Consider the following 12,326-nt stretch of genomic DNA (forward strand, 5'->3'; position numbering starts at 1 on the left):
CCGTGGGGCATTCGAAATTTGGGATTTAACGATCGGCCACGATGAACGCTGCTCGCGCAAGCAACTCATCAAAGGTAATGATCTCTACATCAGTTACTGATCGGCGATAGAGCTCGAATGACGAGACCTTCTCGGGGTTCAGTTCGCCGTCCGATTCAAACTGACTGGCCATGCCGGCAATGACAATCTGACGCGGACGTAGTGTAACAACTTCGAATCCCGCGCGTTCTCCATCACGCCGACGTACGCGATGTAGGTGGCTCCGAATTGCGCGTACTGCTTTGTCAGCGGTCTTCTGAACCTGACTTACTGCGGCAACTAGGTCCTTGCCCGGACGGTAGACATCTGGCGGCCGGTAAGCTTCAGGCTCAATTAGATTGGCGCTGTGCGGCTTGATTCCGCAAAATACAAGGCCACTCAGGCGGCTGCGTGTGCGGAGCAGCGCGTCGACCTGCATGTCTGCGCCAGCAAGAACGGTGGCGCTGGTGAAATCATGCTCCAACGTATCAGAGTCATACGATTCACATGAGATTAGCGTGAGTCCGTATCCGAAGATCCACTGGTTGCCGCCAAAGAACTTCCGCCAAACAGCTTCTGGATCGTTGGAGTTCTTTTCCAGCTGACTCTGAAAAAAGGATTCATCGAAAAGCAACCTTTGGAAGTGCTTTAACTGATCTTTTCGGTTGGCGATGAGATCGAGGTCCGATTCAGTGATGCTGTCGCCGATGAGACCGGCTATTGCTTTGAGAACGACGACTTTGCCCTTGCCGTCAATGAGTGTCTCGATCATGTGCGCGACATCCTCGTCGCCGGATTGCTCCCATTCATCGGCATCCGTAGGATCGACCGATTTCTGATCGAACGGAAAGTCATCACGCACGCGAGCGACGAACCAGTCCTGCAGTAGCCACGCCAGAGCGCTTCGCTGTGCGAGGGTGAACGTGTCGACTCCCGCAGCGACTCCTGCGCTATTGATCGTATCTGCCAGTTCTCGGGCATGTTCAATAGTGAGCCGAGAAGTTCGTCCGCCCTCACGTCTGAATTCTCTCGACTCCCCGTGGTCGGCGAGGAGCGCCTGGGCCTTCTTGCCACCAGAACCCTTCACTTGCGACTTCGTCTGGTAGACGTCGGGTGTTAGAGGAAACGCTTCGGCAAGGAAGTCTGTGATGTACAAACCGGCGCACATGACGTTGGATTTCACCTTGCCGGCGGCCCGCTTGCTCTCGTACCAGGACTGGATTTCCGCTAGCAGCACCTCAGCCGCTCCGGAGACTTGCGCGGATTGCTCGAGCCCGTTCGTTTTGACCATCCTCTGCTGCGACCTTCCGTCCGAGGTTGTTGATCACCGGAACCGATTCTGAGCGCTAGTACGATAGAAAACCAGCATGCCACTTGGCGATCACTTACCACCCGACTCACGAAGTTCACTGTGCCGCACAGTAACCCATACCAGTCCACGATCGCCGCGACGGTGAGCCGTCGATCTTGTGCCGAACGCGCCGGGCACACGAATCACAGATTCTCAGGGATCTCGATCTTGAGCGAGAGATCCGATTCCGCCTGCTCGATGCGGGAGTTGTAGAGCTCGAGGAGGCGCCTCAGCTCGATGCGAACATTCTCCTGCTCGAAGCCCGCCACTTCTTCGATGTTGGTGCCCACGAAGTCCTCGATGGACTGGATTGCCACCTTATTCAGGATCTTTGCATCTTCGGCGTGGACATGCGCTCTGTCGATCTGGTCCTTAGGTACAAGAACACGGGGGCGGAAGCCTTGGCGTAGGTTCTCGACGCAGCGCTCCTCGAAGACCTTGATACCTGGCGCCATCGTCACGTGGATCGCGGTGGTGCCGATCTGGTAGTCGCCCGCACGGTTGGTCTGGAGGTCCGCGGTGGTGTAGCTCTCGACGTTGATACCCTGTTCGGGAAATCGGATCTTCAGTTTGGCACCCACGAGGTGCTGAACAATCGCGCCCGCAGCGTTGCCACCGCGCTCGCGACCCGCTGCGATGAGCTCCTCGACCACGGCGCACACTGACCACTGTGGATCGATAATGGCGCTGATCTTCTTCTTCTTCGCGAAGAAGTCGTCGCGGACGCGCGCTACGAACCACTCCTGTAGCAACCACGCCAGATTGTGTAGGTCCTCAGAGTTCAGGGTGCCAACGCCAGCTGCGGCACCCACGCTGTTGACGGTGTCCGCCATCTTCTCCGCGTGGCGAATCGTGAATCGGGAAGTGCGTCCGCCCTCGCTAGTGAACTTCCGCGTCTCCCCATGATCGGCGAGTATCGCCTTCGCTTTTGCCCCGCTCGCGCCCCTCACTTGGGACTCTGCTGCGTAGATCTGGGGCTTCAGCGGAAAGGCTCCAGCCAAGAACTCGGTGATGTACAGGCCGGCGCACATCACATTGGAGTCCACCGTGCCTTTGGCGCTTCGGTTTGCCTCGTACCACGGCTGAATGGCGTCGATCAGGATCTTGGAAGCCTCCACAACCTGCACCGACTGCTCGCGCCCGTTCAGCTTCACCATGTCCTGTCACGTCCTTCCGTCTGATGACGTTGATCACCGGAACCGATTCTGCGTGTTTATGCCCGGACTCGCCACTACGACTCTTGGCGTTCAGTTGTCGACACTTGGCCAAGTGGACCCCGTTATCGACTGTGCCCCAATGTGATCGCACCCGAGATACTCGCAGGCGCCGAGCACCTCCGGCCGCCCATCGCTGTGTCCACGTGATGCATCTGTGCCTGATTGCGCCGACGCCGACAAGAGGCGTCCTGGATGCTGCGGCAGTCCTCTCATGACGATCAGAAACAGTCGCACAGCTCCTCGGAAGGCGGCACTCCGTCACGCAGATGCGGGATGGCGCGTTTGTAGGCTACGTTGAAGGATTCGACATCGTGACCCGCAGCAAGCGCCTCGCCGCTGTCGACCGCATCGTACAGGGTTCCATACCAGTGCTCGATGTAGTCGCAGTCTTCAGCGAGATCGTGGTCTGCGGTCGTGACCAGTAGTTGCAGAGGGTGATTTCTACCGGGCACCTGCCCGACAACAGCTCCTATTGCCATGCAACCGCCCCAGTGTTGACGATCTGCGCCGTTGGTCCGAACTGCTTGATCAAGGCGTCCAACTCGGCGTGGTAGGTGCCGCTGAGGCGAGCCTCGTACTCGTCCATCGTGGGCTCTCCTTCATAGTTTGCTGCAGAGCGGTTGCGTCCCGCCGGTAGCCCCCGGGATAGCCCGTAACCCGACGTTACGCCTCTCGGTCTACGCCCCAAAGTCGCCACGACGCGCCGCCCTCCACTGCCGGACGACTCCGTGGTAGCGGTTCTCGGCGGTCCCAGATATCGTCAATTCCCACGCAAGCTAGACATCAAAGTCGACTCATCACAGGCGCGCTCAACCCATGATCTTCGGCACAGCGAGACGGCTCCGACTCGTCTGACCTGCCAACTTTCGGTTACGAAAACCCCCGTGAGCAGAAGCAGATCTAAAGATGAAGAATGAGCCGACAGACCCATCCATGCAGGCCAGCACATGTGCAGTGGAAGCCTCCATTGCCAACCCGCAGATACCCAGCGGTTCGAATCAGAGACGCAGGTCGGCCAAGGTACCGTGTCCGCTGGAATCGAATGCGACAATGACATCGTTGTAATTCGCATGAGCAGACCGATGTCGAGCTCCTCTCGGACCGCGGCAACGAACTTGCGAGATAGTGGGCCGGCGCGGCGAGACACGAGGGGATAGATGCACAACTTCTACGAGTTCTTCGCTGGCGGCGGCATGGCGCGGGCAGGCCTCTACAAGAGCGGCAAGTGGAACTGCTTGTTCGCCAACGACATTGACGAGAAGAAGGCGGCCAGCTACAGAGCCAACTGGAGCCGTGTGCCTTGGCGTGATCATATGGTTGTCGATGATGTGGCCATGCTCAAACCAGAGCAACTGATCGAGCGTGGCCACGCCGATCTCGCCTGGGCATCGTTTCCGTGCCAGGACCTATCCTTGGCGGGCGCTGGGGCGGGATTGAGCGGTGAACGTTCGGGAGCATTCCTGCCGTTTTGGGACCTGATCAGCGCGCTACACGACCAGAGCTACGCACCGAAGCTGGTAGTACTCGAAAACGTCGTGGGCGCCCTCACCGCAGGCAAGGGCGAAGACTTCGTGACCCTCGGCACTATGCTGGCCACGGGCGGCTACCGCTTCGGGGCAGTCGTCATCAACGCTGAGCATTGGGTTCCCCAGTCTCGACCTCGGCTATTCATCATCGCGGTACACAAGTCGATGCGAATCAACGAGGAACTGGTCTCCGACGGCTCGCCCTCTCCATGGCACACATCGGCGCTGGTAGCAGCGCACGGCAGGCTACTGAAGAGGTTGGAGACCACAGGGGATCAGGATTCGTGGATCTGGTGGAACCTGTCGGAACCGCCAGCGACCAGGCTGACCTACCAGTCGCTCGCAGACGTGATCGAGCCCGGCGATCCGACCGGAGTGACTTGGCACACTAAGGCTGAGACTGAGCGACTGACCAAAGAATTGATGAACGAGCACAACAAGAAGAAAGTTAAGACCCACCAAGAGAAGGCCGATGAAACCGGAAAGCGGGTCGTCGGAACCGTTTACAAGCGCATGCGTCCAGAAGGTCCCGTCATCGGTATTGACGAAAACGGGAAAGACATTCACCAGAAGGTGCAGCGCGCTGAGGTCCGCTTCGACAACGTCGCCGGGTGCCTGCGCACGCCCTCCGGAGGCTCCAGCCGCCAGACCATCCTGATCTTGGAACCTAACGTTCCTCCCCGCTCCCGATTGCTGTCAACACGTGAGGCCGCGCGACTGATGGGCCTGGACGACCGCTACGAACTCCCCGAAAAGTACAACGACGCATACCATCTCGCTGGTGACGGTGTAGCGGTAGACGTGGTGCACTTCTTGTCCGAGCACATTCTCGAACCGCTGCTTGAGATTTAAGATCTGAGAAGCTGTCCGCGTGAGGGCCGCCGATTTGCAAGCTGCTCTGGCTGGCTTCGTAAGGCAACATCATCGTTTCCGCATGTCCCCGATCGCAGTCAGCGACGACCCGACGAGCTGAACCCATCCGATGAAAGAGACGCCGGAGCAACGCAGTCGAACGATGCGTGCGGTCCGCTCACGGGATACAGGCCCGGAGCTGGCGGTGCGCAGGTTCCTCCATGCTGCCGGATTGCGCTACCGACTCCACGATCGACGTCTGCCGGGGAAGCCGGATGTGGTCTTCCCTAGCCGCCGAATCGCAGTGTTTGTCCATGGCTGCTTCTGGCATCAGCATCCCGGTTGCCCCGCATCAGATAGGCCGGCGTCGAACACTGAGTACTGGACCCGAAAGCTGGACGGGAACGTCGCCCGAGATTTGCGGCGGCAACACGAACTCGAAACGGAGGGCTGGAGTGTCCTCACAATCTGGGAATGCCAGACACGGGATCCCACCGCTCTCGGACAACTGCTCGCGCAGATCAGGGACTGTCCGCAACGCGGATTAAGGTAGTGGCTCAGTCAGAAGCATTGCAGGCGTTACACATTCAGATAACTTCCGTGATCAGATTGCAGCATCCCGGCGATGGTCGGGGTGCCCGGAGCGTTGCGACGAATCACTACGTGTGTCGGGTGGTGCCTGTATACGTTGTAGAAGATCGGCGACGAAAGAAAGTTGGGGCGGGTGGCAACAGGTTGGAGGGCGAGCTCGTGAAGCGGATTTTCGGGCGTCCGGCGGCGAGTGGGAGGCGGCCGCGTGGGTGCTGAGGAGGCTGCGCCTTGCAGACATGCTGGTGCGCCACCGAGGGCGATTGTCGACAGCGTCTCTCAGCTCATCCAAGACTTGGGCGCTGATAGGGACTTGCTCGGGCGATACGGTCTGACCTCCGGTGAGTACCGCAGCGCGCTGCCTGCCGCGATCGAGGGCTTGCGCGGGAGCATTAGCGCTAGCGTTGCGGACAAGAAGGAGTTCCTGTCCGGCATCTTTCAAGCCATGCGCGAGAGCGGCTTCATTGACCATCTAGAGAGTCCGAAGTACGGCGACGACACCGTCTACCGACTCACCATCCGTGGATACGGCGATATTGCGGTGATTCAGAAAGGTTGTCCAGACGGCAAGCACAGCAGCGTGGCATGGTCTGCGCCGGACTGGGCGCAGGAGACGTATCTGTGGTGGCTGTGCGGCAGTATGACGTCCGAGCCTGGGGAGCACATCTCAAAGGGTGTCGGTCGCCTTCGCCAACGGTTCTTCGGGGATTTTCCAGACACCATCTCCGGGGTGATCTTCCACAATCCGCTGTGTGGAAGCGGCCAGCGCATCTGTCCGAAGAACGCAGCAACGCTGCGTGCGAGCGCAGTAGCGGCTCCTCCTCCGTGCCTCTATGTCATGCCGGAACGGCAAGATGGGGTCAGCGAATGGAACTGGGACGGCGGACAAGAGCGTTTCTTTCCGCGCATCTTGCTCGGCGCGTTCGGCGTAGCCACCGAGTATGTTCCCTACTTCACCGGCCACGTTGGATTCCAGCGCCGCGGCGGTGCACTGCATACGACCATCACATCGCGGTTCGGACCCGGCCGGGTGACCACATTCAGGAAGTGACTTTGACCATGCATGGCCCGGATCGCGTTGAATTCCTCACGGCCAGGATGAAGGGGGCCCGCGTAGTGACGGTGCCCGCGTGGCCGCGGGCCGATAAGGATCTTGCCCAAGTCCAGCTTGGCGTCGGCTGGCCCGCGTTCTCGACGCTGAACCACCGCACCAAGGCCGAACAGCTGCGCGAGATCCGCGCCACCGGTCGCGAGAATCTCTTCACTGCCGATCCCCTCGGTCGCGAGGCTCAGGACACTCAGTACCGAATTCTTCGGAGCCAACCCGGTTTCGACGGATTGAAAGAAGACCTGCGCGAAAGAGGGCAGCAGGAGCCCGCAATCATCACTGCCGACGGAATCTTGATCAACGGAAACCGCCGCACCGCAGCGCTCCGCTCCCTATATGAGGACGACAGTCATCTTTCCGCAGGGTACGTCACGTGCCTGGTGCTGCCTGACAATGCGACATTGGAAGAGATGGTCGACCTTGAAGCCGAGCTTCAGGTGGCTAACTCGTTCAAACAGGACTACTCGTGGATCAACGAGGCGATGCTGATTGAAGAGCTCTACGACCGGGCTGGCAAGAACTGGGACCATGTCTCCGTGCGCATGCATCGCACCGTCGGTGACGTCCGCGACCTGTACGAGAAGCTCCAGCAGGTCCATCAACTCGTCGAGTTGTCGAACGGCGCCCGCCTGCACATGGACTTTGTCGAGAACGAATCAGCGTTTGAAGAACTCGCGAAGCACATAAAGAACAAGTCTCCGCGCGAGGCCGACGCAGTCAGGGCCGTGTATTTCCTCGGGACGTTGACCGGAACCCCATATCGCAAGCTCCGCCATCTCCGACGCCCTGACGCGGCAAAGCTGGTTCGCAATGAGCTGCAGGGAGATCCCGCGCTCAAGCCGATCCTTGAGGCCGCCGAAGCCTCAGCCGCTACCGGACCGCAGGACGAGCTCACCGAACTTCTAGGAGGAGCGCAGCCGTCTTCGCCGATCCACGACCTACTCGGCTTTGTCGCCGTGCAGCGCCCCGAGGCGAGCATCGTGCTGGATAGCGGAGACAAGTTGCTCGTCCAAGACGTCCTGAAGAGCATCGGCAACTCGATAACTGCCGTCGCCGACGAGGCCAAGGAAGAGGGGCGGGATCAGAGCGCTCTGCGGGCGCCTCTCGATCGGGCGGACAAGGCGATTGCCGAACTACAGCGCGTTCTCGATACCCTGCCGAAGGCGCGAGCGTTCGACGAATGGGACGAAGTAGATCTCGCTGAGAAGGTCATGCGGATGGAACACCTGATCGCGAAAATCTCGGTAATTCGGTGATCTTCGCCGAGCTCCACAACGGCGGGCGGCCGACTGTCATTGTCGAACGCCGGCACGACACGAAGTCGGGATCGTGGGCGCGGTTGCAGGAGGCGCTGTCACGTGGAGTGATCGGCGGTTCGGCGACGCGCACCGAAGTCCGCGCGGACGTGTTCTTCGCGGAACTGAAAGCCGTCCAGGAGATTCGCGCATTGTTCGGCGAATCCTTCGAATTCGGCCCAGAACTCACCGATCAGCTCCGGATCCTTGCTCGCGACCGCCGGGAACGTGAGATCGCCGTTTTACAGCAGGCTCCGATTGCCGTCGAGGACCTCGAAGGTGAGCTCAAGGATGCTGGCTTCATCCGAACGCTGAAGCCCTTTCAGCTCGAGAACTTGGCCGCGATCCTGCGACTGCCGCACGGTGCAGACTTCTCGGTGCCCGGCGCCGGGAAGACGACCGTTGCCCTGGCCAACTTCACTCTGAACCGAGCGCGTGGCGCGGTGCAACGATTGTTGGTGGTGGGCCCCATCGCCGCCTTCCAAGCATGGAAGGAGGATTCTGCGGCCTGTTTGGATCCTGCGCCATCGGTCGTCGTCCACCTAGGGACCGGATCGCTGATCCCCGATGACACCGACATCCTTTTGACGAACTACAACCGGGTGGCCTCCGACTACGACCGAATCCGAGAGTTCGTGGCGCTCAAGCCGACTCAGGTCATCCTGGACGAGGCTCACCGGATCAAACGTGGTGAGCAGGGCGTGCATGGCAGAGCCGTGCTGGACCTTGCGTATGCCGCCCGCCGCCGCGACGTTCTGACAGGGACTCCGGCACCGCAAGGCGCATTCGACCTGATAGCGCCGATCAGATTCTTGTATCCAGGACAGGATCAGAACATCCTGCCTGAAGCCGCCTACTCTGAGCGCGACGGCAGAGAAGAAGAGGTGCTCCGAGCTACTGGTGCGGCTATCTCGCGGTACTTCGTTCGGACCCCAAAGTCTCGGCTCGATCTTCCTGGTACGGATTTCGACGTCGTCTGCGAGCCAATGCGGCCGATACAGCAGACGATCTACGACTCCCTACTTGGCCGGTACCGCGGCGAATTCGCGCTCAATCGCGAGGATCGACGCCGGTTCGACCGTCTCGGCCGAATCATGATGTATCTGCTGGAGGCAGCGGCTAACCCGATGCTGTTGATCGCTGGTTCCGACGAATGCGACGAACGCGGCTTCGAGCACCCTCCGCTGGAATTGCAGGGCGATGAACCGGTCGCACAGCTTCTCCAACGGTACCGAGAGCATGAGGTGCCATGGAAGTACGACAAGGTCTCCGAGATCGTGAACGCCGCAGCGGCTCAGGGCCAGAAGGTAATCGTGTGGTCCACCTTCGTGCGCAATCTGAAGCTCCTCGCCAACCACTTACGTGAGTATCAGCCTGCTTTGGTACACGGCGGAGTCCCTCCCGCAGATACCGCGCCTCCTGGAACTCTCACCCGTGACGCTGAGTTCGACAGGTTCCGCAATGATCCCAGCTGCCATGTTTTACTGGCGAACCCTGCCGCGTGCGGCGAGGGAGTGAGCCTGCACCACTGGTGTCATCACGCCGTCTATCTTGATCGGACCTTCAATGCTGGCCACTTCCTGCAAAGCCAGGACCGAATCCACCGCCTCGGCCTGGCGGACGGAGTCCTCACCCACTTCACGCTCCTTCTCAGCCGAGGCACGATCGACGAGCTTGTTGATGGACGCCTGCGGGAGAAGGTAGTCGCGCTGTCGAAACTGATGGACGATCCAGGCTTGGTGAAGGTCGCGCTTCCAGAGCCGGATATCCACGTCGAGGAGCGCGCGGTGGCCGAGGACGATGCTGCTGCTGTTCTGTCGCTCCTCAGGGCGGGCGGGTGACATGCTTCCCCGGCATGGGACTGTCTACAGCGTCTTCCTGCTGACCCGCACAGCAAATATCGCTCCGCGACGTGATGTCGAAAACTGGGTCGGTTCCGCGCGAATGCACGGATCACTATTAGCTTCGGCCGTCGACGTCTCGGCTTACGCGGAGCGCATGCTCACCGGCGGACTCGCTTGGCTGGACGACAGGATATTTGTCCTTCCAAAATTGACCGCTGCGGCGGAAACCGGCGGCGGGGCCGCTATGTCTGAAATCGCGCGCCTGCTTCTGACTGCTCATCCACCGATCTGGCTGTATCTGGCGGTGAGTGAGAAAGAGGTATCGAGGGAGTACATCCCGTCAGCAGACCTGAACGCTTTGCTTTGGTTGGAACCGAACCTGGACCGAATTCTGATCGCGGCCCACAGGGAAGTGGCCTTCGATCGCACAACGGCGATGGCGAAGGAGATTGGTGACGCAGCCGAGCTTCTCGTACTGGCCGCGATGCGGTACTGCGGCCAAGAGCCCATCCATGTTGCACAGCTATCGGATTCCTACGGATACGACATAGAGATCCCTGGGTCCGCAGTCGACTGCGTCGAGGTGAAGGCAGCTGGCCCGAGAACTGCTGGGCAGTTTCATCTTTCACGCAATGAATTCGACACATGCGAGCGCTATGGCAGTCGATGGCGTTTGATTCAGCTCGTATTCAACAGTTCCGCCTTCACGGCCAGGGTGATCGGTCCAGCGCATGTGGATTCGATCCGTGAGGTTCTGAGCAGCGCCTGGTGCGATCTCGTTCCGCCTGACACCTCGGCGTTCGTGTGGGAGGAGTCCGCCGTGATCACGCCGCCGGAGGGCGCGTGGCGCGATTCAGATCTGGTGCTTGATCCCGATTTCGGCGTGCCAGGTTTCGGTGCAGGGCACACGGCGGCAGGGTAAAAGGCGGACGGAGCCAGCGGTTTCGATGTGCTGATGATTTGCTGACTCGTATTCTGCGGGCGTGACTTCTCCTATGCCGCGGATGATGACAAGTGCAGGGTGTGACGGTGGGAGGCGTGGAGTGCGGTGATCAGGCTGGGTATCCAGTCCTGGCTTTCCACGGTGCGCCCGGTTCGCATGTGGAGGCCGTTGCTTTCGCTGATGCTCCCTCCGCGGTTGCGGGGCTGCGGCTGATTGCGATCGATCGCCCGGGAATGGGCATGTCCTCGATGTCGCCGCGCCGGCAGACCATCGACGAAGAACGAGCGCAGCTGGTCGTCCAGGCCTGGGAGCTCTACGCGACCGGCGATTACACCATCGAGGAAGTCGAGATGACGGTGGCCGACCTCGGGCTCATGTGCCGCCCGACAGGACGTCATCCCGTCGAGCAGCCGGTGTCCGCCACCAAGCTCCACACGATGCTGAACGACCCGTACTACGCAGGATATGTCGTCTGGAAGGGGCAGATCTACCCCGGTCGCCACGAACCGCTCGTCAGTCAGGGGCTGTTCGATCAAGTCAAGGACGTCCTCCGACTGCGCAGCGCGAACGGCAACCGGGACCGGGTCCACAGTCACTACTTGAAGGGTCACTTGTTCAGCCCGCGCTGCCGGAACGTCGACGAAACCCCCGGCTCGTGTTCAGCAAGTCGACGGGCCGCAACGGCACGCGCTACGCGTACTTCGTCTGCCGCAGACGCACAGAGGGCCTGTGCGATCTTCCCGCCATGCCCGTCGAGACGGTGGAAGAAGCGATCGTCGAGCACTATCGCACCCTCGAACTTCCCGCGAACTTCGTCGCCGAGACCCGAGCCATGCTGAAAGCAGTGATGGACGACGAGAGCGTCTCCACCCGCAGAATGCACGCGAGCCTCGAACGACAGCTCAAAGAGCTCGACAAGAAGGAGAGCCGCCTGATCGACCTGATCGCCGACAGCGCGATGCCGCAGGCGAAGGTCCGATGAAGCTGGTCGAGCTCAAGAACGAGCGCAAACGCATTGAAGCCCAATTGGCCGACGTGTCGGAGCGACTCGGCATCGGCGTGAGCGTCCTCCAGCACGCCTTGGATCTCATCGCCGCGCCCTACGCCCTGTATCGAGACGCGAACAGCACGGTGCGCCGCCACCACCTCAATGAGACGTTCTACCGCCGCTTCTACATCGATGATCTGGATAACGCCATGGCACCGCAGGTTACAGATGAGATGATTCCGGTCTTCTCGGACGTCCACCGCGTCGCTCGCAGTTGCCGAAGCGCACAAACGCCCCGGTCAAAGCGGGTTGACAAGCCTCGAAACGAACCGCCGTTCGGCGGTTCGAATAAGGCTCTCTGGGTGGGCACAGAGGGTTTCGAACCCCCGACCGCTGGTGTGTAAAACCGCGCCAACCCGTCCGGCGGGTACTGCGCCGTCCGCCCTGACCAGGTCAGAGGCTTTTTCGTGTCCGTCTGGCATCGCCCTGTCCGGCCCGTATCGGCACGTATAGGAACACTGGAGGAACACTGGAGGAACAGCATGTAGGGCCTCTGAGCTGGTCATAGGCCCCGCTGTCCTAGAACGTCCAACCCT

At 60.4% G+C, this 12,326-nt stretch carries 10 protein-coding genes and 1 pseudogene; 9 read left to right on the forward strand and 2 right to left on the reverse strand.

All coding sequences use genetic code 11. The features are described from left to right. Positions 1-25 precede the first annotated feature (25 nt). The gene (locus OG326_RS34330) at positions 26-1,309 is read right to left on the reverse strand and encodes a DUF4928 family protein (protein ID WP_327141279.1); all 1,284 of its coding nucleotides are present in this window, start codon (positions 1,307-1,309) and stop codon (positions 26-28) included. Positions 1,310-1,512: 203 nt separating this feature from the next. Next, positions 1,513-2,526: a DUF4928 family protein gene (locus tag OG326_RS34335; protein WP_327141280.1), complete on the reverse strand. Its 1,014-nt coding sequence runs from the start codon at positions 2,524-2,526 to the stop codon at positions 1,513-1,515. A gap of 1,217 nt (positions 2,527-3,743) precedes the next feature. Here OG326_RS34335 and OG326_RS34340 point away from each other — a divergent pair. From OG326_RS34340 to OG326_RS34380, 9 genes and pseudogenes are all read left to right on the forward strand, one after another. Further along, entirely contained in the window at positions 3,744-4,964 is a 1,221-nt protein-coding gene (locus tag OG326_RS34340; protein ID WP_327141282.1) for a DNA cytosine methyltransferase, read from the forward strand. A gap of 130 nt (positions 4,965-5,094) precedes the next feature. Further along, complete coding sequence (locus tag OG326_RS34345; RefSeq protein ID WP_327141283.1) at positions 5,095-5,517, forward strand: very short patch repair endonuclease; 423 nt, start codon at positions 5,095-5,097, stop codon at positions 5,515-5,517. Between the two features lie 348 nt (positions 5,518-5,865). After that, positions 5,866-6,603 carry a hypothetical protein gene (locus tag OG326_RS34350; RefSeq protein WP_327141284.1) on the forward strand — a complete coding sequence of 246 codons (738 nt, stop codon included), beginning with the start codon at positions 5,866-5,868 and terminating at the stop codon, positions 6,601-6,603. Then, positions 6,600-7,916, forward strand: coding sequence for a hypothetical protein (locus OG326_RS34355; RefSeq protein WP_327141285.1), 1,317 nt, complete (start codon positions 6,600-6,602; stop codon positions 7,914-7,916). Before OG326_RS34350 ends, OG326_RS34355 begins: the two co-directional genes overlap by 4 nt. Further along, on the forward strand, positions 7,913-9,796 hold the full coding sequence (locus OG326_RS34360; RefSeq protein WP_327141286.1) for a DEAD/DEAH box helicase: 1,884 nt from the start codon (positions 7,913-7,915) through the stop codon (positions 9,794-9,796). The genes OG326_RS34355 and OG326_RS34360 overlap by 4 nt, the downstream gene beginning before the upstream one ends. Next, positions 9,756-10,721 carry a protein NO VEIN domain-containing protein gene (locus tag OG326_RS34365; RefSeq protein WP_327141287.1) on the forward strand — a complete coding sequence of 322 codons (966 nt, stop codon included), beginning with the start codon at positions 9,756-9,758 and terminating at the stop codon, positions 10,719-10,721. The genes OG326_RS34360 and OG326_RS34365 overlap by 41 nt, the downstream gene beginning before the upstream one ends. A 269-nt stretch (positions 10,722-10,990) precedes the next feature. Beyond that, positions 10,991-11,236 (forward strand): annotated as a pseudogene (locus OG326_RS43095) (hypothetical protein); the annotation flags it as partial. A 161-nt stretch (positions 11,237-11,397) separates the two neighbouring features. Next, a complete protein-coding gene (locus OG326_RS34375) occupies positions 11,398-11,724 on the forward strand; it encodes a hypothetical protein (RefSeq protein WP_327141289.1) in 327 nt (108 codons plus the stop codon). Next, complete coding sequence (locus tag OG326_RS34380) at positions 11,721-12,134, forward strand: hypothetical protein (RefSeq protein ID WP_327141290.1); 414 nt, start codon at positions 11,721-11,723, stop codon at positions 12,132-12,134. The genes OG326_RS34375 and OG326_RS34380 overlap by 4 nt, the downstream gene beginning before the upstream one ends. The last annotated feature ends 192 nt before the right edge of the window (positions 12,135-12,326 follow it).

The organism is Nocardia sp. NBC_01327, assembly GCF_035958815.1.
Classification (GTDB): domain Bacteria; phylum Actinomycetota; class Actinomycetes; order Mycobacteriales; family Mycobacteriaceae; genus Nocardia.

What these genes read in the sequence shown, in the direction of transcription:
- OG326_RS34380 (WP_327141290.1), top strand. Translation starts at nt 11,721, where the DNA reads ATGAAGCTGGTCGAGCTCAAGAACGAGCGCAAACGCATTGAAGCCCAA.
- OG326_RS34345 (WP_327141283.1), top strand. Translation starts at nt 5,095, where the DNA reads ATGAAAGAGACGCCGGAGCAACGCAGTCGAACGATGCGTGCGGTCCGC.
- OG326_RS34330 (WP_327141279.1), bottom strand. Translation starts at nt 1,309, where the DNA reads ATGGTCAAAACGAACGGGCTCGAGCAATCCGCGCAAGTCTCCGGAGCG.
- OG326_RS34365 (WP_327141287.1), top strand. Translation starts at nt 9,756, where the DNA reads ATGCTGCTGCTGTTCTGTCGCTCCTCAGGGCGGGCGGGTGACATGCTT.
- OG326_RS34335 (WP_327141280.1), bottom strand. Translation starts at nt 2,526, where the DNA reads ATGGTGAAGCTGAACGGGCGCGAGCAGTCGGTGCAGGTTGTGGAGGCT.
- OG326_RS34340 (WP_327141282.1), top strand. Translation starts at nt 3,744, where the DNA reads ATGCACAACTTCTACGAGTTCTTCGCTGGCGGCGGCATGGCGCGGGCA.